We start from the raw sequence: 17,469 nt of genomic DNA, 5'->3' as shown, positions 1-17,469 counted from the left end.
AGGTTTGCTGTATGCCGTCCCGTCGGGATTCCGGTGCACGCCCCGGCTCGCGTCCGTCGAGCCGGACCCAGTCGCGTCCACCGGCCCGGCGGGGCGAGGCCCCCAAACGCCGTACGGCCGGTACGCCCGCCGAGCCGGCGCGGACCAGGGGGTCCCGCAACCTGACCGGCCGGGCGGCGGTCGTACTGCTCGTCCTGGGTGCGTTGATCGTGTCGTACGCGCAGAGCCTGCGGGTGTGGTTCGACCAGCACCAGCAGATCAGCGCGCTGAACCAGGAGATCCGGGACCGGCAGAAGCGGGTCGGCGAGCTGAACGACGAGATCACCCGCTGGGGCGACGACGCGTACGTGAAGGCGCAGGCGCGGCAGCGGCTCGGCTGGGTGATGCCCGGCGAGGTCGGGTACCGGGTGATCGGCGCGGACGGGAAGCCGCTCGGCGCCCCGCCGGAGCCGACCACGCCCTCGGACGGTACGGCGGACGCGCAGAAGCCGACCTGGTACACGAAGCTGTGGGGCAGCGTGCAGGGCGCGGGCACCCCGCCGGCGCCGGCCGTCAAGCCGACGCCGACACCCACACCGGCGGAGCTCATCACCCCGTCGCCTAAGGTGACCCGGTGAGCGTCAGCCCTACCGATCAGGAAGCAGTCAGCAAGCAGCTGGGCCGGACCGCCCGCGGTATCCGTTCGGTCGCGCACCGCTGCGGCTGTGGTCTCCCCGACGTGGTCGAGACCGAACCGAGGCTGCCGGACGGTACGCCGTTCCCGACGACGTACTACGTGACCTGCCCGCGCCTCGCGTCCGCGATCGGCACGCTGGAGGCGTCCGGGCTGATGAAGGAGATGACCGACCGCCTGGCCGAGGACGAGGACCTGGCTGCCCGCTACCGCGCGGCGCACGAGTCGTACCTGGCCCACCGCGAGTCGATCGAACACGTCGAGGAAATCGCCAGCATCACCGCCGGCGGCATGCCCACCCGAGTCAAATGCCTCCACGTCCTGGCCGGCCACTCCCTCGCCGCAGGCCCAGGCGTCAACCCCCTCGGCGACGAGACCCTTGACGCCCTGGAGGACTGGGCCCGTCGAGGCCCCTGTGTCTGAGCCCGGCAGCCCGGGCCCCGCGCCGCACCCGCCACCCGCGCCGCACCCGGGCCCCGCGCCGCACCCGCCGCCCGCGCCGCACCCGCTGCGCCCGCGCGGCCGGAGCTTGGCTGCCCGCCCCCACGGGGGGCGGGGGTGGTGAGGGTTGCAGCGGTTGATTGTGGGACGAACTCGATCCGTCTGCTGATTGCGGACCTGGTCGACGGAGAGTTGGTCGAGGTGGATCGGCGGATGACGATCGTTCGGCTGGGACAGGGAGTGGATGCCACCGGGGCGTTCGCACCGGAAGCGCTGGAGCGGGTGTTCAAAGCGACCGAGGACTTCGCAGCTGTTGTCCAGTCCCAGGCAGTCGGCCGGATCCGCTTCGTCGCGACCTCCGCCGCCCGGGACGTCACCAACCGCGACGCCTTCCTGAACGGCATCGAAGACCGCCTCGGCGTACGCCCGGAAATCATCACCGGACAAGAAGAAGCCGAACTCAGCTTCCGCGGCGCGACCACCGCCCTCGACCTCCCGCAGCCGTACCTGGTGGCAGACATCGGCGGCGGCTCCACCGAACTGATCCTCGGCGACCGGACCGGCGTGATCGCAGCCGAGTCCCTCGACATCGGCTCCGTACGCCTCACCGAACGCCACATCACCACCGACCCGACCACCCCGGCCGAACTGGCGGCGATCGTGAAGGACGTCGACGCGCTCCTCGACCACACGACGGTCCCGCTCGCCGAGGCGCGCGCACTGATCGGCGTTGCCGGTACCAGCACGACGGTCGCGGCAGTCGCCCTGGGACTCCCGCAGTACGACCGCGCGGCTGTCCACCACGCCCGCCTCACAACGGATCAGCTCCGCGCGGCGACCGGCTGGCTGACCACCTCGACCCGTGCGGACCGAGCGGCAGTGCGGTCGATCCACCCGGGCCGCGTGGACGTGATCGGCGCCGGCGCAGTCATCCTCCAACGCCTGGTCGACCGCCTCCCGGTCCGGGACGTACTCGTCTCGGAACACGACATCCTCGACGGAGTCGCGCTCTCCCTCACCTAGCGCGGACGCCGTCGAGGGCGATGTTGAGGACGCGGTCGCGTTGGTTCTGGTCGACGAAGCCGGCTGCGGTCAGGCCGCTGACCATCCGGAGCAGATCGTCGAAGGAGACGTCCTTGCGGGCCTCGCCGGCTGCCTGCGCGCGCTCGAACAGCGGCGTGCCGGCTGCGTACATCGCCTCGCGGGCCGCCTGGAAGTTGTCGGCCTCGCGGTTCAGCGACTCCCAGATCGCGCGCTTGGTCGCGGCGTACCCGACGAAGCGTTGCAGCCAGGTCGTCAGCGCCTCCCACGGCGGTAGCTCGGCCGCCTCGTCCGCGGCGATGCAGAGTTCCTCGATCTCGCCGAAGTACACCGCGTTGAGCAGGTCCTGGCGGGTCGGGAAGTTCCGGTAGAGGGTGCCGATGCCGACGCCGGCCTGGCGGGCGATGTCCTCAAGCGACGCCCCGACGCCCTTGCTCGCGAACGCGTCCCGGGCGGCGGCGAGCAGCGCGTCGAAGTTCCGCCGCGCGTCCGCCCGCTGCGGCCGCCGGACGTCGACCTGCAACGCCGGCCTGTTCTCGCTCACCATCTGCTCACCTTAACCAGGTTGTACCGGAGGTACCCCTCCGTTATAGTGGAGGCATACCTCGACTTTATCAGGCCGGGGAAACCGCGCCGGGTCCCGGCGCGTCGACATCCCTTTCCTAAGGAACTTCCGCATGCCTGTCATCAGGTCCGGCAACCCCCGGGTGACCCTGGCGGTACTCGCCACCGTGGTCGCCTCGTTCTCCATGCTGCAGTCGCTGGTCAGCCCGGCGCTGCCCGTCATCCAGCACGACCTGCACACCACCCCGGGCACGGTCACCTGGGTGTTCACCGCACTTCTGCTCGCGGTCTCCGTCGCAACCCCGCTGCTCGGCCGGATCGGCGACATGGCCGGCAAGGAGCGCACGCTGTTCGTCGCGCTGGCCGCGCTCGCCGTCGGCTGCCTGATCGCGGCCCTCGCGCCGAACGTCGGCGTACTGATCGCCGCCCGGGTCTTCCAAGGCGTCGGCGGCGCCGTGTTCCCGTTGGCGTTCGGGATCATCCGGGACGAGTTCCCGGCCGAGCGTGTGCCGTCCGTCGTCGGTGTGGTCTCGGCCATCATCGCCGCCGGTGGTGGGCTCGGTATCGTGCTCGCCGGCCCGATCGTGGAGTGGCTCGGCTGGCGCTGGCTGTTCTGGATCCCGATGGCCGTCGTCGCGATCGCCACGGTCCTCGTGCGGCGCTACGTCCCGGAGTCCCCGAACCGGATCCCCGGCCGGATCGACTGGCTGGCCGCGACCTTCCTGTCCGGCTGGCTGATCGCGCTGCTGCTGCCGTTGAGCACCGGCCGCTCGTGGGGCTGGACTTCCTTCCGTACGACCGGACTGTTCGCGCTGGCCGCGGTACTGCTCGCCGGCTGGATCGCGGTCGAGCTGCGCTCGCGGAACCCGCTGATCGACATGCGGATGATGCGCCGCCCGGCGGTGTGGACGACGAACCTGGTGGCGCTGCTGTTCGGTGCCGCGATGTTCGCGGTGTATGCGTTCGTCCCGCAGTTCCTGCAGATCCCGAAGGCGGCCGGGTTCGGCTTCGGAGCGAGCGTCACGCAGGCCGGGCTGTTGATGCTGCCGATGCTCGTCACGATGGCGGTCGCCGGATCGTTCAGCGGCCCGCTCGCGGCGCGGTTCAGCGCGAAGACACAGGTCGTGTCGGGGTCGTCCCTGATCCTGGTCGCGGCGCTGATGTTCGCGCGGTTCCACGACGCGCAGTGGCAGGTCGGGCTGTCGACCGCGCTGTTCGGGGTCGGCCTCGGCCTCGCGTATGCCGCGATGACCAGCCTGATCGTGCAGAACGTACCGCGCGAACAGACCGGTGCGGCCACCGGCATGAACACGAACATCCGTACCATCGGCGGCTCGATCGGTACGGCCCTCGCGAGCTCGATCATCACGGGTCACGTCCAGGCCTCGGGCCTGCCCACCGAGTCGGGCTTCACCACCACCTTCTACCTGCTGTCGGCCTTCGCGGCCGCGGCCGTCGTACTCGCGCTCGCCATCCCCACCGCACGCCGTACGACTGCAGCCCCGCTGGACCAACCAGCCGAGGAGCTGGTCGCCTGACCCGGTGGGGAAACTTTTGGTCGGCATACGGCCAAAAGTTTCCCACCGATGTCTCTACGCTGGTCCGGTGAAGCTTCCGCATCCGTTGACGGGGCAGTTGTTCGAGAGTCCGGTGCCACCCGGCACCGGGTGGCCGGAGGACCCGGCGGCGCCGGGCACGCCGGTGGCGCACAGCCGCGGCGAGGTCGTCGACCTCGCCGCGACGGACGAGCTGGCCGAGCTGGACGCCAGGGTGTCGGTCTGCCGGGCCTGCCCGCGGCTGGTGGAGTGGCGCGAAGATGTTGCCGTCGGCAAGCGCAAGTCGTTCGCGGACCAGCCGTACTGGGGCCGGCCGATCGCGGGCTGGGGCGTGGCCGAGCCGGAGATCCTGATCGTCGGCCTCGCCCCGGCGGCGAACGGCGGGAACCGGACCGGTCGCGTCTTCACCGGTGACCGCTCCGGCGACTGGCTGTTCGCCGCGCTGCACCGGACCGGATTGGCGAACCAGGCCACGAGCGAACACGCCGGCGACGGCCTGCAGCTGATCCGCACCCGGATGATCGCCGCGGTCCGCTGCGCACCACCGGCCAACAAACCCACGCCGGAGGAGCGCGACACCTGCGCGCCCTGGTATCGCAGCGAACTCGAGCTGGTCCTGCCCAGTACGCGCGCGGTCGTCTGCCTCGGCAAGTTCGGGTACGACGCTCTGCTCGCCGGACTGGTCGCGCTCGGAGCCGACGTACCGCGACCGCGACCGAAGTTCGGCCACGGCGTCGAGCACCGGATCAGCACGCCGTACGGCGACGTCACGGTCCTCGGCTGCTTCCATCCGAGTCAGCAGAACACCTTCACCGGCAAGCTCACCGAGGCAATGACGGACGCGGTCCTGACCCGTGCGAAGGAGTTGTCCACAGGTACGCCGAAGCGAAGTTGACCGTGCCCCCTGAGGTGTTGGAGGGTTTCCACTATGCAGACGGGGCGCCCATGAGTCGTGAGAATCTGCCCGAGCAGTCTCGGGGCTTCCCGGCCGCGCAGCGGCCCGCAGGAGGTGGCGTCGAGCGCTCGCAGGGCGGCGGTGGGCCGAGCCTGCCCGGCGCGCACGAGGCGAGGTCGCTCGGGTTCGTGCCCAGCCCGGACCGGTTCCACTGGTGGGGCGAGCTGTCGAACGACGTCAAGACGTACGTCGAGCGCAAGGTAGGGCCTGCCGTCGAGTGGTGGGCCGATCTGCACGAGCGCGAACGCGACCGCCCGTACGCCGTCGTACTCGGGCCGAACGGGCTCGCCGTGACCACGCCGAAGGTCAACCAGCACGGTCAGAAAACGCAGACCGTACACGTCGACCCGTTCGTACCGTCGAGCCTCAAACACGCCGTCGTACAGCAGCTGCCCACCCGGCCACGGGTCGGCCTGCGGTCGCTGGTGTCACGCGGGAAAGGCGAGCAGCCGCCCGCGGCGCCGCAGCTCGAGCTGACGTCGGACATGCGCGGTGTCCTCGGCAACCTTCCGCTGGAGGCGCAGCAGCGGCTGCAGACGCCGTTCCTCGGGTCCCAGCCGATCAAGCACTACCGGTCGTACTACTACGGCAACGAGGAAGACCTCGACATGTGGTTGTATCTCGCCGGCGACCGCACCGTCACGTTCGCTTCCGGGCATCGGACGCTGCCGGCCGGCACTGACCCGCAGTACGCCGCCTGGCACCTGGTCTGTTACCAGGCGGACGTCGCTCGATGAGTTCGAGCCGGGACTTCCGGGACCTGGAGGGTGCCGATCCCTGGACGCTGCTCGGCGTACGCCGCGACGCCGACGCCGACGAGATCCGCCGCAGCTACCGCCGCCTGTCCCGCAGCCACCACACCGACGTCGGCGGCGACGCGTCCCACCAGGCCAAACTCAACCGCGCGTACGAGATCCTCTCCGACCCCGCGCGCCGCACCGGCTACGCCCAACTCCTCGACGGCCCACCCCCGGCCCCTCCCACCGCCGACCCGCCTCCGGACGAACCGCCCGCCGACCCGTTCGAATGGACTGCCGGCCCCACGCCGACGTACGCCCCACCCCCTCGCCAGCCGTACGCGGACCCGTTCATAGCCCCGCCGTATCAGCCCTCGTACGAGCAGCCCAGGTATCAGGACATCCCCGACCCGTACGTCGCCCCGCCCTACCGCGGCCCGTACACCGAGCAGAATCTGAAACGCGGCGTCAACGCAAAGGCAATCGCAGCCCTCCCGACAGCCCTGCTCTGCATGCCCCTCTCGATCATCCTCGGCATCCAGGCCCTGAAAACCATCCGCCGAACCGGCGAACGAGGCAAAACCCTCGCCTGGCTGGCCCTACTCCTGGACGCCCTCGCAATGGCCTACTTCCTAGGCCTCTTCCGCCGGTAGCCGCCGTCACCGGAGAACGCGGAACGTCAGGTGCGTTGCCGCCGGGGTGGCTACTTCGTTGATGCGTTCGAGCGTGATTGCCGAGTCCAGTGCGCCGAACAGTGGCGTGCCTCCGCCGACTAGGACTGGCATCACGTGGAGGTGGAGTTCGTCGACCAGGCCGAGGGGCAGGGCCTGCTGCATGACGGTTGCGCCGAAGAGGTGGACGTCCTTGTCGCCCGCGAGTTGTTGGGCCTGCTGAATCGCGCTCTCCACACCGTCGAGGGCGAACGTGAACACCGGTGGGTACGCCCGGGTCGGTGCGTGATGAGTGACCACGACGCACGGGATGTCACCCATCGGACCCGCGTCTCCCCAGCCACCGTCACCCTCGTTCTTCTCGAACGAACGGCGACCCATGACGATGACGCCCACCCTGTCGACGGTCTCCTTCAGGAGCGCCCGGTCCTCATCACTCGCACTCGCCCGAAGCCAAGCGTGCAGGTCCTGAGCCCCGTCCCCGAAAGGATTCTCACGACTGTCGTTGGGACCCGTCACATAACCATCAACCGACACAGACATATCGGCAAACACAAGCCCCATCCCAGGCCTCCTCCGGTGAGCACGACCGACGGAACGCAGCCTAACAAGATGGACTAGTCCGCATAAGTAGCCCAAACCCGCGCCGAGGTGCTGAGCGGGCTGTTCTTGTGCCCGGGACGGGATTCGAACCCGTATGCCTGTTAGGGCCGCGAGGTTTAAGCTCGCTGCGTCTGCCGTTCCGCCACCCGGGCTCCGGGGACGAGCGTACGTTACTGGTACGTCTTCCGCGGGTACACGGCGTGGGCGCCGGCGACCCGGTCGAGGAAGAGTTTGCCGTTGCAGTGGTCGATCTCGTGCTGCAGGGCGCGGGCCTCGAAGGCGTCGGTGGTGATCGTGACCAGTTCCGTCGTACCGGGAAGGACACCCGCAACCGTCAGCCGGGTCGCGCGTTTCACGTCGCCGGTGAAGTCCGGGACGGACATGCAGCCCTCGCGGGCCTTCTCGTTGCGGGACGCTTCGACGACGACCGCGTTGCAGAGTACGAAGACACCGTGGCAGGTACGCGTTTTCGGGTGACCGCTCACGTCGAGCGAGAACATCTGGGCCGCGACACCGACCTGCGGCGCGGCGAGGCCGACGCAGCCGGGGGAGACGCGCATGGTTGCGACCAGGTCGGCGGCGAGCTGGATCATTTCCGGGTCGAGCGGGTCGACCGGCGCGCTCTCGGTTGCGAGCACGGGGTGGGGTGCGCGGACGACGTCCAGCACCGAACCGTGAACCTCCAGCCGGGCGGGGGACCAGTCGGTGATCACAGGTCGTCGCTCTCCGCCGGTCGCAGCGTCACGCCGACGCCGAGCTCCTCGGCGGTGATCTCCAGTGCCCGGTTCAGCATCTCCAGCTCGGCCGACGGCGGCAGCTCGACCTCGGCGGTGAGTACGTACAGCCCGCCGCTCAGCCGGGTCGACATGTCCGTCACAGTGCCGCCCGCGGACGCGATCATCCGGGTCACCGCGGCGACGATGCCGGGCCGGTCCGCGCCGTGCACGCTGAGCATGTACGGCGCCCCGATCGGCGCGTGCTCGTGCTCGGGACCCATCTTCCGGACCGTGATCACCAGCTCGCCGCGCAACGGCTCGAGCGCCGCCTTGACCTGGTCGAACGGCCCGGCGCAGACGATCATCATCGCGAAGTGGCCGCGCAGCAGCGTCATCGTGGAGTCCTCGAGGTTGACCCCGGTACCGGCGAGGGCCTCGGTGACGTCCGCGATGATGCCCGGGCGGTCCGGGCCGATGACGGTGACTGCGAGCTGACTCATGCCCGGCAACCTACCGGGCTACCTAAGTACCTCAGCACCCGACTTCGGTATCCGGACAACCGGCAAACCGCAAGCCAACGCTTACCCACCGCTACATTCGTCCCATGAGCCCGAAACGCAGCGCCCGCGACTGGATCGTGGACAGCGTCGCGTTCGTGCTCGCGATCCTGATCGCGCTGCTCACCTACAGCGACGGCGAGTCCGACCCGGTGCCGCGGATGCTGCTCGCGGTCGACTTCTGGTCCGGGATGGCGCTCTGCCTGACGCTGTGGTTCCGCCGCCGCTGGCCGGTCCAGCTCGCGCTGCTCGCGGCCGCGGTGTCGACGTACTCCGACGCCGCCGCCGGGCCGACGCTGGTACTGGTCATGACCGTCGCCGTCCACAAGCCGTGGCGGACGTCGATCTGGGTCTTCGCGGCGAACCTCCTCGCCACCGTCACCTACGCCAGGGTCCGCCATATCCAAGACTGGAAGACACTGCTCGTCATCGCGGTCATCCTGTACGTCGCTCTCGCAGGCTGGGGGCAGTACATCCGCTCGCGCCGGCAGCTTCTGCAGACCTTGCGCGACCGGGCTGATCGCGCCGAGACCGTGGCGACGCTGCAGGCCGAGCAGGCGCAGCTCCGGGCCCGGGAGGAGATCGCGCGGGAGATGCACGACGTACTCGGGCATCGGCTGTCGCTGCTGAGCGTGCATGCGGGCGCGTTGGCGTACCGGCCGGACGCGTCCACCGAGGAGGTGGCCGGCGCCGCCGAGATCATCCGTGCCTCGGCCCATCAGGCGTTGCAGGACCTCCGCGAGGTGATCGGCGTACTGCGGGCGCCGGTCGGCGAGCTGCCGCAGCCGGCGTTCGCGGACCTGCCCGGGCTGGTGGAGGGTTCGCGCGAGGCGGGGATCCCGGTCGAGCTGACCCTCGAGGCGGCCGGCCCGATGCCCGAGCACGTCGGCCGGACGGCGTACCGGATCGTCCAGGAAGGACTGACGAACGCGGTGAAGCACGCACCGGGCGAACCCGTGACGGTCAGCGTGGTAGGTGCCCCGGGCAACGGATTGTCCGTGGAGTTGCGGAACCCGGCACCGAACCGGCGGCGCGGGGACGGCCAGGGACTGAAGGGCCTGAGCGAACGGGCCGCGCTCGTCGACGGCCGGCTCGAACACGGCCGCACCCCCGAAGGCGAGTTCCGCCTCTACGCCTGGTTACCGTGGCCCGCATGACCATTCGGGTTTTGATCGTCGACGACGATCCATTGCTGCGGGCCGGGCTCAAGCTGATGCTGGGCGGCGCCGAGGACCTCCGGGTGGTCGGGGAGGCGGGCGACGGCTCCGGTATCCACAGGCTGATCGAGCGGCTCGCGCCGGACGTGATCCTGATGGACATCCGGATGCCCGGTACCGACGGCCTGACCGCGACCGAGGCCGTACGCCGTCGGCCGGGCGCACCCGAGGTCGTCATCCTCACCACGTTCGACGCCGACGAGCACGTACTCCGGGCGCTCCGCGCCGGCGCGGCCGGGTTCATCCTGAAGGACACGCCGCCCGCGGAGATCGTCGAGTCGGTACGACGGATCGCGGCCGGCCAGCCGGTGCTGTCGCCGGCCGTCACGAAACGGCTGATCACGCGGGTCGCGGACACCGGCCAGGACAGCCGCAAGTCCAAGGCCGTCGCCCGGCTCGGGCAGCTGAACGAGCGCGAACGCGAGATCGCCGTCGCGGTCGGCGAGGGCAAGTCGAACGCCGAGATCAGCGCGACGCTCTACCTCAGCGTGCCGACCGTGAAGACGCACGTGTCGCGCATCCTCACCAAACTCGACCTGAACAACCGCGTGCAGATCGCGCTGCTCGTGCACGACGCGGACCTGCTGCACGAGTAGAAGGCCGGGGCCTCCGGCGAGTTGGAGGCCCCGGCCGATCAGAGGGTGTTGCTCAGGACTGCGTCGCCCGGCGGAATTCCTCGTTCGGGGTCTGCAGGCTGCCCAGGCTGGTCACCTCGCGCCGGAAGAACAGCGCCAGCGTCCAGTCCAGGATCACCCGCGCCTTCCGGTTCAGGGTAGGCACGCGGGACACGTGGTACGTCCGGTGCAGGAACCAGGCCAGCCAGCCCTTCACCTTGACGCCGTACAGCTGGGCGACGCCCTTGTGCAGGCCGAGGCTCGCGACCGAGCCGACGTACTTGTGCTTGTAGTCCTGCGGCGGCTGGCCGTCGACGACCCGGAGGATGTTCGCGGCGAGGCGGTTCGCCTGCCGGACCGCGTGCTGCGCGTTCGGGGCGCAGTACGCACCGGTGTCGCTGGTGAGGTCCGGTACGGCGGCGTTGTCACCGGCGGTCCAGGCGTCGTCGACGCCCTCGATCCGCAGGTTCGCCAGCGCCTTGACCCGGCCCCTTTCGTCCAGCGGGAAGTCCGTCGCGGCGAGCGCCGGGTTGGCCTTCACGCCGGCCGTCCAGACGATCGTGTCGGCGTCGAACTCGTCGCCGTCGCTGAGGATCACGTGGCCCTTCTCGCAGGACTCCAGCCGGGTCTCCAACCGGATGTCCATGTTCCGCTTGCGGAGCTGGTCCACGGTGTACTTGCCGAGGTCCTCGCCGACCTCCGGGAGGATCCGGTTGGTGGCCTCGACCAGCACCCAGTGCATGTCCTCGGGCTGGATGTTGTCGTAGTAGCGAGTGGCGTAGCGGGCCATGTCCTCGAGCTCGGCGAACGCCTCGACGCCGGCGTACCCGCCGCCGACGAAGACGAACGTCAGCGCGGACTTGCGCAGCGCCGGATCGGGCTGCGACGACGCGACGTCCAGCCGGTCCAGCACCTTGTTGCGCAGGGCAATGGCCTCTTCGACGTTCTTGAACCCGGTCGCTTCCTCGGCCAGGCCGGGGATCGGCAGCGTCCGGGCGATCGAGCCGAGCGCGACGACGATCTGGTCGTACGCGAGTTCGTACTCCGGGCCCTCTTCGGGCATGACCCGGGCGACCTTGTGCGCGTGGTCGATGCCGGTCACCCGGCCGGTCACCACGCGGCAGCCCTTGAGGGTCTTGCGCAGCGGCACCACGACGTGCCGCGGCTCCACCGATCCGGCCGCGGCCTCGGGCAGGAACGGCTGGTAGGTCATCACCGACCGCGGGTCGACCACCGTGACGCGGATCCGGCCCTGACGGGCGGCGCGGCGCAGGCCGTACGCGGTGTACATCCCGACGTAACCGCCTCCGACGACGAGGATGTGCGGCACCTGGGCTGTCATGGGGTTCACTCTCCCTGAGTGGATCTCCGACTTCATGTTCACTTCAACGCTAAACGCTCGTGAAAGATTTCACAAACCCTCTCGCGAGTGATCTCACCCACCGAACATCCCCCACTCGAGGGACCTCTCATCCCCTCATGGTGCGGCCCCAGGCCCGGTGCCCACCACCCCACCACGCGAACCGTTCGCTTACCCCGTCGGCCGGAAGTGTGTGCCATTTGGACAGGTAGTGCACCGGCGAGACGGTGTACACGCGGGGGTGGCAGCGCTCAGGTGCACTACCCGGTCTGGTGATACGTCCTGTCGAGAGGGTCCCTCAGGCGGTAGACGGTGACGTGGGAGGGGGAGTCGGCGGTGAACGGGGTGCCGGACCAGTCGGCGTGGCGGGATTCTTTGGTGAAGCCGGCGAGTTGGGCCATCAGGTCGAGTTCGGCGGGCCAGATGTAGCGGTGCGGGGTACGGCCTAGGTGCGCCTCGGTGCCTTCGCCGAAGTGGAAGTGGTGCGAGACGACGTGCTGGTTCAGTACGTCGTACGTGTCGAGCAGGATGTACCCGGGATCGGCAATGCCTACCGTGGCCGGGATTCCGGGCGGGAGTCGGCGGAGTTCGGGGACCCAGAGTTCGATCACGAAACGGCCGCCGGGGGAGAGGTGGCGGGCGGCGTTCCGGAAGCAGGCGACCTGCTCCTCCTGGGTGAGCAGGTTCGCGATCGTGTTGTAGACCAGGTACACGAGCGTGAACTCGCCTGGCGCTCGCGCCGTCGCCATGTCACCCACGACGACGGGGATCGAGTCGCTCTTCGTACGGAGCTGGGCGAGCATGGCCGTCGACAACTCGATCCCACTCACCGGGATACCGCGCTCAGCAAGTGGTACGGCGACCCGCCCCGTACCGATCGCGAACTCCAACGCCCGACCACCCGCGGCAAGCTCGGCCAGCTTGCCAACGGTCGACCCGATGACATCAGCCGCGAACATCCCGACCCCCGGAGTGTCGTACCGAGCCGCAACTTCCGCGTTCCACAAGCGGTTCTGCTCCACTCCGTTGTCCTGATTCATGTTCCGCAACCTACGCATGCGGTCCCGTGGGCAGCCACCGGTTATCTGAGAGGGTGCTCAGGTGGAGGTAACAGACTCCTGTGAGAACTGTTGATCCGGTGTGGGGTGATGGGGGTCAATAGAGGGGTGGAGAAGAACTACCGCAACTGGGTGCTGGCTGCTGCGCTGCTTGTTCCGCCGGCGGTTTGTGCGGTGCTGGCGCCGTTCCGGGGGAGCTTCGACAACGCGAACGCCGCGCTGCTGCTGGTGGTTGTGGTGGTCGCGGTCGCCACCTTCGGCATCCGGCTGCCCGGTGTACTCGCGGCACTCGGCAGCGCGGTGTGGTTCGACTTCTTCCTGACCGTGCCGTACAACACCTTCACGATCGACAGCAGCGACGACATCGAGCAGACGATCCTGCTGCTGGTGATCGGTGGCGTCGTCACCGAGCTGGCGATCTGGGGCCATCGGCAACAAGCCAGGGCGTCGCGGCGCCGCGGGTACCTGGACGGCGTGATCACCACCTCGCAGGCGGTCGCCGCCGGCGGGTCGACCGACGACCTGATCGAACAGGTCCGCGCCGAGCTGACCGCGGTACTGGGCATCGACGGCGTGAAGTTCGTTGCCGGCAGCAACCAGGGCGGCGGGCCGCGGCTGAACCCCGACGGATCGGTGACCCGCGGATCTCATGTGCTGAAGGTGGACCGCGACGGCCTGCCGACGAACGCCGAGATCCAGCTGACCGTCCAGCACGCCGGCGAGACCCGCGGCCGCTTCCTCCTCACCGCCGCCACCCGCATCGCCCGCCCCGACCTCGAACAACGCCTGGTAGCCGTAGCCCTCGCCGACCAGGTAGGCGCCGCCCTAACCACCAAACAAGCCGTCGACCCCCACGTCTGAAGACGTAACACGCCGGCTGCCGTACCCGATGATCCGCATGTGAACGACCAACAACTGTTCCTGCGCGTCGGCGAACTCGCGGCGGCGGTTGGCTGCCCGATGCCCGCGATCACTCGGGTCGACCTCTCTCCGCGGACAGTACCGGCCCAGGTGAGCGACGGAATGGTCGGCCCAGACCTGAAGCTACGTTCCGATGCGGAGAAGTGGTGTGTCGAGGCGTTGGACGTCGTGATTGCTCAGGCGCTGTTGGCCTACCGGCTGGGCGTGCCTCGCCATCACCGATGGTTCAGGCGTGCCACCTTCGTGGTCGGAGCGGCGCTGATGCTTGCCGGGCTGTCGGTGTGGCCGATCTACGTCGCTTGGCCGGTCGCGGTGTGCGGCGGGATCCTGCTGCACGTCGCGGCGTCGGCGGTCTACTCGCGGTGGCTCATGCGGCGGCTGGATCTGCTGATGCTGCCGGTTCTCGGTGCCGCCGCGATGGCCGAGGGGATCCGGCATCTCAGCTTTCCGATGAAACCGGGGACGCTGGCCCGCTGGCTGTGGTCCGGTGCGGGGCCGCTGGCCTCCGAGCGGCTGCGGTGGCTGCAGGCCGCGGCTCCGGGAATTTCATCAGCGGCCGATTGATTTCCTGTATTTGCTGGGGTTTCGGTTGGGAAATATCGGTCGGATTCTCAGATTGTGTTCAGGATGGGGTCGTAGTATCTCGATACGGCCCCGGATGTGGGTCATCAGGAGGAATGATGCAGAGCAGTAACCCGGTGCTGAACCGGTCGGATGCGTTTGCGCCTGGCCACGGGCAGGCCTATCCGGGGGCCGCTCCGTACGGTCAGCAGGCTCCCAACGGGTACGGGTACGGCGGGTCGGGGATGCCCCCGCAGCAGTACCAAGGCGCTCCCGCCGCGAGCCGGCCCATGACGTTGGACGACGTGATCGTGAAGACCGCGATCACCCTTGCCGTGGTCGTGGCTGCTGCCGCGGTCGCGTGGTGGATGGTCCCGGCGACGCTGGTCACGCCTGCGTTCCTCGCCGGCGCGCTGGTCGCGTTCGCGATCGCCATGGTGCTGTCGTTCTCCCGCAAGGTGAACCCGGCGCTCTTGATGCTGTACGCCGTGGCCGAGGGCGTGTTCCTCGGAATCGGCAGCAAGTTCATCGCGCACTGGGTCGGTGACCCGGGCATCATCGTGCAGGCGGTGCTGGCCACGATGGTGACGGCCGGCCTGACCCTGGCCACCTACAAGTACTTCGCGATCAAGGTGACGCCGAAGTTCACCCGGATGGTCGTCATCGGCACGATGGGCTTCGCCGGCGTGCTGCTGATCAACCTGCTGCTCAGCCTGTTCGGTGTCAGCACCGGTATCAACGGCTTCGGCCCGATGGGTCTGCTGTTCGCCGCGATCGGCGCGGGCCTCGCGGTGTTCAACCTGATCCTCGACTTCGACCTGGTCGAGCAGGGCATCCGCCAGGGCGCCCCGCAGAACGAGGCCTGGCGCGCGGCGTTCGCGCTGACCGTCACGCTGGTCTGGCTGTACTGGAACATCCTGCGCATCCTCGCCATCCTCCGCGGCGGCGACTGACCACAAGCACCAAGTAGAGCGACGGAAGGGCCGGTCCAGGTGGGCCGGCCCTTCCGGCGTTTCACCCCGCGTACTGCTCGTACTGCGCCTTCGTGTCCGCCGCCAGCCGCTCCGTCGCCTCGAGCAGCCACCCCGACGGCAGCGCCCCGACGTACCGCCGCGCGTCCTTCAGATGATGCGGAAGCGCCCCGTGGACGTCGGCAGCCGCCCGCGCCATCGACGTCAGTACGAGCTCGACGGCCCGCGGCCGCAGCGACTCGATCGTGATCCGCTCGACGTCCGGCGACAGCGCGCGCAGTTGCCACCCGTCGATCCGGCGCATCGGATCCGGCCCGCGGACCGTACTCAGGATCCGCCCGTACAGCAGGTCGTCCGGCTGCAGCCCGACGTCGACGTACTCGCAGGTCGGCGGCCCCACGACCTTCACCTCGCGGGCGATGTCCGCGCCGACCGCGACCAGCCGCGGATGCCCGAGAGACCCGGTCCCGGCGAGCCGCCGGTGCCATGACGGATCCGGGACGGTCACGGCCTTCCGTACGGCGGCCGGCAGGACGGACGGATCCGCTGCGGGACCGTCCTTGAGCTTGCCGTAGTACCGCTCGGCACGCATCGGCTTCGGGACCAGCGCCCGCAGATGCTTTGCGCCCGCATCGGCCAGGTCCACGGCCGGGCCGGGCTTTGCCGTCAGCCATTCGTCGAGCAGTACGCGGCAGATCCGCTTCGGGCTGATCGTCACCTCCGGCGTCAGTACCGCCGAAACCGCCAGCCGGAGCAGGTCGATCCCGGGCGGCCCCCACGCCAGCTCGTCGAAGTCGTTCACGCCCCACCGCCGTACGCCGCGGTGGTCGAGCCACGTCCCGAAGTTCTGCACGTGGAGATCGCCGACCGTGGGTACCTGCGGGCCGTCCAGCACGGACGGAGCGAGTACGGCGACCCGCTCGAGCCACAGGTAGTACGTCCCGCGCAGGAACCGCAGCGGATCCGCCGCCAGCTCCTTGTGCTTGACCGCGAGATCCTCAGGTACGACGGGAATCCGGGCCGCCAGCCACTTCTCGTACGCCGCGGTGCTCATTTCGCCGCGACCTTCGCCGCCACGAGCCCACGCCGTACGGCCAGTCCGCCCGCGACCGCACTGACCGCGATCGTGACGAGCGCGCCGAGGATCAACGCCGACGGTTCACCTGGCTGGAGGACGTGCAGCGACGTACCGACCGTGGCCGCGGCGACCGGTACGCCGAGCTGGGCCGATGCCAGCGCGCCGATGCTGAGCGGCTGCCGGGTCAGCTTTCCGGACAGGTGGGCGACGACCGCGCCGAGGCCGAGCGCGGCGCCGAGGCCGATGAACTCGGGTTTCGTGCCGAGTTCGCGCAGGTCGAGGGACGCACCGAGCCAGACGAAGAACACCGGCCCGAGGAAGCCTTCGGTGAGCGCGAACAGCTGCCGCGCCAACCGCCGCGGCTCACCGACCGCCGGCAACGCGAGGCCGAGGACGAACCCGGCGAGCATGATCGACACGTGTGTCGCCGTCGCCAGGCCGGCCAGCGCGAACAGCACCATCAGGCTGATCCGCAGCTCGGCCGCGAACCGGCGTTCCTCCGAGACGTCGTGCAGGCGATGCCGTACGCCGGACTTCTCCGCCTTGTTCAGCCCGAAGAACACGACCACCCCCGCGGCGACGACCGCGAGCGCACCGAGCGCGGCGCGGCCGGCGTGCGGCGGGTCGATCGCGAGCGGCAGCGCGACGATGCAGGCGGCGTCGGCGATCGCCACCTGCGGCAGCAGCTCGACCACGGGACGCCCGCCGAGGCCGAGCGAGTCGACGATCGGCAGGATCAAAGCGGCGGACGAGGAGGCCATCAGTACGGCGTACAGGGCGACGTGGCCGGTGCCGAAGACGGCGTTGAGGGCGTACGCGAGAGCGGTCGCGACCACGCCCGTGATCACCGCGCGCATCAGCCCGGGCCGGATCGCCCGCCGCAGGCTCTCGTCCCGCACCGGAACGTGGGTGCCGGCAACGAACATCACCAGCCCGAACCCGATGTCGGCCAGAAACGTGAACCGGGCGTCCGAGGCGGTCAGGTACCCGATCCCGGTCTTCCCGAGAATCACCCCGGCAACCAGCTCCCCGAGCACGACCGGAATGTGCCACCCACGCCGCCACGCCAGCACGGGACCGGCCAGACCGACCGCGACAACTACCGCCAGCATGGTGAAACTCACCCGCAGCTCCTTTCCCGAGATCGCCATTGTGCATCCGCCGCGCTGAGGAAT

At 69.5% G+C, this 17,469-nt stretch carries 20 protein-coding genes and 1 tRNA gene; 12 read left to right on the top strand and 9 right to left on the bottom strand.

The annotated features are described in order from the left end of the window. The first annotated feature begins 11 nt into the window (after positions 1 to 11). The 3 genes from ACFYRU_RS03205 (at position 12) to ACFYRU_RS03195 (ending at position 2,137) form a co-directional block, all read left to right on the top strand. The gene (locus ACFYRU_RS03205) at positions 12 to 617 is read left to right on the top strand and encodes a septum formation initiator family protein (RefSeq protein WP_387652436.1); all 606 of its coding nucleotides are present in this window, start codon (positions 12 to 14) and stop codon (positions 615 to 617) included. Further along, complete coding sequence (locus tag ACFYRU_RS03200; protein ID WP_387652434.1) at positions 614 to 1,096, top strand: DUF501 domain-containing protein; 483 nt, start codon at positions 614 to 616, stop codon at positions 1,094 to 1,096. Before ACFYRU_RS03205 ends, ACFYRU_RS03200 begins: the two co-directional genes overlap by 4 nt. 135 nt (positions 1,097 to 1,231) lie before the next feature. Then, positions 1,232 to 2,137 carry an exopolyphosphatase gene (locus ACFYRU_RS03195; protein ID WP_387652432.1) on the top strand — a complete coding sequence of 302 codons (906 nt, stop codon included), beginning with the start codon at positions 1,232 to 1,234 and terminating at the stop codon, positions 2,135 to 2,137. Here ACFYRU_RS03195 and ACFYRU_RS03190 read toward each other — a convergent pair. Next, positions 2,130 to 2,699 carry a TetR/AcrR family transcriptional regulator gene (locus ACFYRU_RS03190; protein ID WP_387652430.1) on the bottom strand — a complete coding sequence of 190 codons (570 nt, stop codon included), beginning with the start codon at positions 2,697 to 2,699 and terminating at the stop codon, positions 2,130 to 2,132. The genes ACFYRU_RS03195 and ACFYRU_RS03190 overlap by 8 nt on opposite strands. A 133-nt stretch (positions 2,700 to 2,832) precedes the next feature. Between ACFYRU_RS03190 and ACFYRU_RS03185 the strand changes: the two genes are divergently transcribed. From ACFYRU_RS03185 to ACFYRU_RS03170, 4 genes are all read left to right on the top strand, one after another. Beyond that, a complete protein-coding gene (locus ACFYRU_RS03185) occupies positions 2,833 to 4,257 on the top strand; it encodes an MFS transporter (RefSeq protein ID WP_387652428.1) in 1,425 nt (474 codons plus the stop codon). A gap of 67 nt (positions 4,258 to 4,324) precedes the next feature. Next, positions 4,325 to 5,170, top strand: a complete 846-nt coding sequence (locus tag ACFYRU_RS03180) for a uracil-DNA glycosylase (RefSeq protein WP_387652426.1) — start codon at positions 4,325 to 4,327, stop codon at positions 5,168 to 5,170. A 50-nt stretch (positions 5,171 to 5,220) separates the two neighbouring features. Continuing rightward, positions 5,221 to 5,967, top strand: coding sequence for a hypothetical protein (locus ACFYRU_RS03175; RefSeq protein ID WP_387652424.1), 747 nt, complete (start codon positions 5,221 to 5,223; stop codon positions 5,965 to 5,967). Then, the gene (locus ACFYRU_RS03170; protein WP_387652423.1) at positions 5,964 to 6,620 is read left to right on the top strand and encodes a DnaJ domain-containing protein; all 657 of its coding nucleotides are present in this window, start codon (positions 5,964 to 5,966) and stop codon (positions 6,618 to 6,620) included. Before ACFYRU_RS03175 ends, ACFYRU_RS03170 begins: the two co-directional genes overlap by 4 nt. 6 nt (positions 6,621 to 6,626) lie before the next feature. Here ACFYRU_RS03170 and ACFYRU_RS03165 read toward each other — a convergent pair whose 3' ends face one another. The 4 genes from ACFYRU_RS03165 to ACFYRU_RS03150 form a co-directional block, all read right to left on the bottom strand. Further along, entirely contained in the window at positions 6,627 to 7,181 is a 555-nt protein-coding gene (locus tag ACFYRU_RS03165) for a dihydrofolate reductase family protein (RefSeq protein WP_387657995.1), read from the bottom strand. Positions 7,182 to 7,310: 129 nt separating this feature from the next. Further along, positions 7,311 to 7,393: transfer RNA gene (locus ACFYRU_RS03160), tRNA-Leu, on the bottom strand. Positions 7,394 to 7,411: 18 nt separating this feature from the next. After that, the gene (def, locus tag ACFYRU_RS03155; protein ID WP_387652422.1) at positions 7,412 to 7,954 is read right to left on the bottom strand and encodes a peptide deformylase; all 543 of its coding nucleotides are present in this window, start codon (positions 7,952 to 7,954) and stop codon (positions 7,412 to 7,414) included. Then, on the bottom strand, positions 7,951 to 8,457 hold the full coding sequence (locus ACFYRU_RS03150) for a glycine cleavage system protein R (protein WP_387652420.1): 507 nt from the start codon (positions 8,455 to 8,457) through the stop codon (positions 7,951 to 7,953). The genes def and ACFYRU_RS03150 overlap by 4 nt, the downstream gene beginning before the upstream one ends. Before the next feature lie 104 nt (positions 8,458 to 8,561). Between ACFYRU_RS03150 and ACFYRU_RS03145 the strand changes: the two genes are divergently transcribed. Together ACFYRU_RS03145 and ACFYRU_RS03140 are read left to right on the top strand one after the other, a co-directional pair. Continuing rightward, positions 8,562 to 9,671, top strand: a complete 1,110-nt coding sequence (locus tag ACFYRU_RS03145) for a sensor histidine kinase (RefSeq protein ID WP_387652418.1) — start codon at positions 8,562 to 8,564, stop codon at positions 9,669 to 9,671. Further along, entirely contained in the window at positions 9,668 to 10,327 is a 660-nt protein-coding gene (locus tag ACFYRU_RS03140) for a response regulator (protein ID WP_387652416.1), read from the top strand. Before ACFYRU_RS03145 ends, ACFYRU_RS03140 begins: the two co-directional genes overlap by 4 nt. Positions 10,328 to 10,379: 52 nt before the next feature. On the opposite strand, the gene ACFYRU_RS03135 is transcribed toward ACFYRU_RS03140, so the two are convergent. Together ACFYRU_RS03135 and ACFYRU_RS03130 are read right to left on the bottom strand one after the other, a co-directional pair. Continuing rightward, positions 10,380 to 11,687, bottom strand: a complete 1,308-nt coding sequence (locus ACFYRU_RS03135) for an NAD(P)/FAD-dependent oxidoreductase (RefSeq protein ID WP_387652415.1) — start codon at positions 11,685 to 11,687, stop codon at positions 10,380 to 10,382. A gap of 278 nt (positions 11,688 to 11,965) precedes the next feature. Then, positions 11,966 to 12,745 (bottom strand): class I SAM-dependent DNA methyltransferase, encoded by a 780-nt coding sequence (locus tag ACFYRU_RS03130; RefSeq protein ID WP_387652413.1) that lies wholly within the window; start codon positions 12,743 to 12,745, stop codon positions 11,966 to 11,968. Positions 12,746 to 12,853: 108 nt separating this feature from the next. On the opposite strand from ACFYRU_RS03130, the gene ACFYRU_RS03125 reads away from it, so the two are divergent. The 3 genes from ACFYRU_RS03125 to ACFYRU_RS03115 all read left to right on the top strand — a co-directional run bounded on the left by ACFYRU_RS03125 (position 12,854) and on the right by ACFYRU_RS03115 (position 15,198). Beyond that, entirely contained in the window at positions 12,854 to 13,624 is a 771-nt protein-coding gene (locus ACFYRU_RS03125; protein ID WP_387652411.1) for a DUF4118 domain-containing protein, read from the top strand. A gap of 39 nt (positions 13,625 to 13,663) precedes the next feature. Then, on the top strand, positions 13,664 to 14,248 hold the full coding sequence (locus ACFYRU_RS03120; protein WP_387652409.1) for a hypothetical protein: 585 nt from the start codon (positions 13,664 to 13,666) through the stop codon (positions 14,246 to 14,248). Between the two features lie 116 nt (positions 14,249 to 14,364). Then, positions 14,365 to 15,198 (top strand): Bax inhibitor-1/YccA family protein, encoded by an 834-nt coding sequence (locus ACFYRU_RS03115; RefSeq protein WP_387652407.1) that lies wholly within the window; start codon positions 14,365 to 14,367, stop codon positions 15,196 to 15,198. Positions 15,199 to 15,259: 61 nt separating this feature from the next. On the opposite strand, the gene ACFYRU_RS03110 is transcribed toward ACFYRU_RS03115, so the two are convergent. Both ACFYRU_RS03110 and ACFYRU_RS03105 read right to left on the bottom strand, forming a co-directional pair. Beyond that, entirely contained in the window at positions 15,260 to 16,270 is a 1,011-nt protein-coding gene (locus tag ACFYRU_RS03110) for a DUF2252 family protein (protein ID WP_387652405.1), read from the bottom strand. Beyond that, positions 16,267 to 17,418 (bottom strand): cation:proton antiporter, encoded by a 1,152-nt coding sequence (locus ACFYRU_RS03105; protein WP_387652403.1) that lies wholly within the window; start codon positions 17,416 to 17,418, stop codon positions 16,267 to 16,269. The genes ACFYRU_RS03110 and ACFYRU_RS03105 overlap by 4 nt, the downstream gene beginning before the upstream one ends. Positions 17,419 to 17,469: the final 51 nt, after the last annotated feature.

Source organism: Kribbella sp. NPDC004536, assembly GCF_042873835.1.
Taxonomy (GTDB): Bacteria; Actinomycetota; Actinomycetes; order Propionibacteriales; family Kribbellaceae; genus Kribbella.
The sequence above is the reverse complement of the archived record's forward strand: the minus strand, read 5'-3'. Positions and strand labels throughout refer to the sequence as shown.

Coding starts and splice junctions, on each gene's coding strand:
- ACFYRU_RS03110 (WP_387652405.1), bottom strand. CDS start 16,270: ATGAGCACCGCGGCGTACGAGAAGTGGCTGGCGGCCCGGATTCCCGTC.
- ACFYRU_RS03175 (WP_387652424.1), top strand. CDS start 5,221: ATGAGTCGTGAGAATCTGCCCGAGCAGTCTCGGGGCTTCCCGGCCGCG.
- ACFYRU_RS03165 (WP_387657995.1), bottom strand. CDS start 7,181: ATGTCTGTGTCGGTTGATGGTTATGTGACGGGTCCCAACGACAGTCGT.
- ACFYRU_RS03150 (WP_387652420.1), bottom strand. CDS start 8,457: ATGAGTCAGCTCGCAGTCACCGTCATCGGCCCGGACCGCCCGGGCATC.
- ACFYRU_RS03205 (WP_387652436.1), top strand. CDS start 12: ATGCCGTCCCGTCGGGATTCCGGTGCACGCCCCGGCTCGCGTCCGTCG.
- ACFYRU_RS03115 (WP_387652407.1), top strand. CDS start 14,365: ATGCAGAGCAGTAACCCGGTGCTGAACCGGTCGGATGCGTTTGCGCCT.
- ACFYRU_RS03130 (WP_387652413.1), bottom strand. CDS start 12,745: ATGAATCAGGACAACGGAGTGGAGCAGAACCGCTTGTGGAACGCGGAA.
- ACFYRU_RS03145 (WP_387652418.1), top strand. CDS start 8,562: ATGAGCCCGAAACGCAGCGCCCGCGACTGGATCGTGGACAGCGTCGCG.
- ACFYRU_RS03140 (WP_387652416.1), top strand. CDS start 9,668: ATGACCATTCGGGTTTTGATCGTCGACGACGATCCATTGCTGCGGGCC.
- ACFYRU_RS03170 (WP_387652423.1), top strand. CDS start 5,964: ATGAGTTCGAGCCGGGACTTCCGGGACCTGGAGGGTGCCGATCCCTGG.
- ACFYRU_RS03185 (WP_387652428.1), top strand. CDS start 2,833: ATGCCTGTCATCAGGTCCGGCAACCCCCGGGTGACCCTGGCGGTACTC.
- ACFYRU_RS03135 (WP_387652415.1), bottom strand. CDS start 11,687: ATGACAGCCCAGGTGCCGCACATCCTCGTCGTCGGAGGCGGTTACGTC.
- ACFYRU_RS03125 (WP_387652411.1), top strand. CDS start 12,854: ATGGGGGTCAATAGAGGGGTGGAGAAGAACTACCGCAACTGGGTGCTG.